This is a genomic window from Bradyrhizobium sp. AC87j1 (assembly GCF_002936975.1).
Taxonomy (GTDB): domain Bacteria; phylum Pseudomonadota; class Alphaproteobacteria; order Rhizobiales; family Xanthobacteraceae; genus Bradyrhizobium; species Bradyrhizobium shewense.
The window spans coordinates 1-1,466 of sequence record NZ_PTFE01000224.1; the positions used below are offsets into that span (position 1 = coordinate 1).

1 protein-coding gene and 1 pseudogene are annotated in these 1,466 nt (G+C 58.8%); both read left to right on the top strand.

Going from position 1 to position 1,466, the window contains the following annotated elements; all coding sequences use genetic code 11:
* Window positions 1–146: 146 nt before the first annotated feature.
* Window positions 147–797 (top strand): annotated as a pseudogene (locus CV770_RS44420) (IS3 family transposase); the annotation flags it as partial.
* Between the two features lie 206 nt (window positions 798–1,003).
* A partial coding sequence (locus tag CV770_RS43095; protein WP_210203169.1) for a PilZ domain-containing protein occupies window positions 1,004–1,466 on the top strand: 463 nt, incomplete at its 3' end.

Consider the following 1,466-nt stretch of genomic DNA (forward strand, 5'->3'; position numbering starts at 1 on the left):
CAGCTTCAGGATCAAGCGGCTCGGGCGTTCGACGCGGGCGCTGGTCGGGATGGCGAGGCGGCCCACGAACTGGAGGTCGAGAAGCTCCACGCCAAGATCGGACAATTGACGGTCGAGCGAGATTTCTTAGCCAGGAGGTCCGGAAGATGAGCGCGCCGGATCGCCGAGGATTGCTTCAGCGCGATCATGAGAGTCTATCGATCCGCCGGCAATGCCAACTGCTGAGCGTTGCGCGATCGAGCGTATATCGGCCGCCGCGGCCGGCCAATGACAACGACCTTGAGCTGATGCGACGGATCGACCAGCTGTTCACGGCCTGGCCGTTCCTGGGCTCGCGGCGGATGACGGCGATGCTCAATGGCGAAGGCTGTCGCATCAATCGCAAGCGAGTGCAGCGGTTGATGCGCAAGATGGGCATCGCGGCGCTGGGACCAAAGCCCAGAACCACAAAGCCGGCGCCGGGACACAAAATCTTCCCGTATCTCTTGCGCCATATGGTGATCGACCGGCCAAATCAAGTGTGGGCGGCCGATATCACCTATGTGCCGATCGGCCAGGGCTTTCTATATCTGGTGGCGATCATCGATCGGACGAGCCGTGCGGTGCTGGCTTGGCGCCTGTCGAACACGATGGACACATCGTTCTGTGTGTCTGCGCTCGAAGAGGCCTTGGCGCGCTTCGGCCGGCCTGAGATCTTCAATACCGACCAGGGCAGCCAGTTCACCAGCGCCGCCTTCACCGGCACGGTGGTGGGCGGCCGAACGCTGCAGGAGTTCATTTCAGTGAGGTGTAGATGGCGCGCGGCCTTCTGTGCTGGCACTAGGCGCGACTCAACAGCAAAGCGTATCTGGTTGGGGGATGGTGCTCGCTCGACATGGTTGCGGGCGTGGTGGATGTACGAGCTGAAGCAGGATCGGATTGCGGTGATTGCTTTTCGGCGGGGAATGTTAGCCCACCCTTCATGGGCAAGCGCTCTGATCCAGTCGGCGTTATGGGATAGGCCATGAACGGTAGTTATCCGGAATTCCCTCAACCTGAGGATAGCCCTAATAACGATCGCGGCAGTTGTTGCATTCCTGAACCCGTGGGAAACCCAACAAGAAAATCGGAGGAGAGCGTGAGTCTAGAGCGCCGGTACCGAGAGCTAAAGAAGTTGCAAGAAAAGGTACGTCAATGGGAAGAAAAGAGTTGTTCCCGGCGGTCGACTGAAAGGCAGTCGGTGTGGCGAGATGTTTTTCTCTCAATTCCGGGACACATCACGTCCGAGCCCTGCCTGGTACGTGATCTCTCTAATAGAGGCGCGGGCATTCAGCTTAATGGACTCACGATTCTGCCGACCGAGTTTTCCCTTTCCTTCGATGAGTTTCGCACCACCCATCCTTGCCGCCTCATCTGGCGACGAGGCGACTTCATCGGAGTGGCATTTCAAAACACGTTATTCAACCTCCTGGAGCCAGATAGCAGGC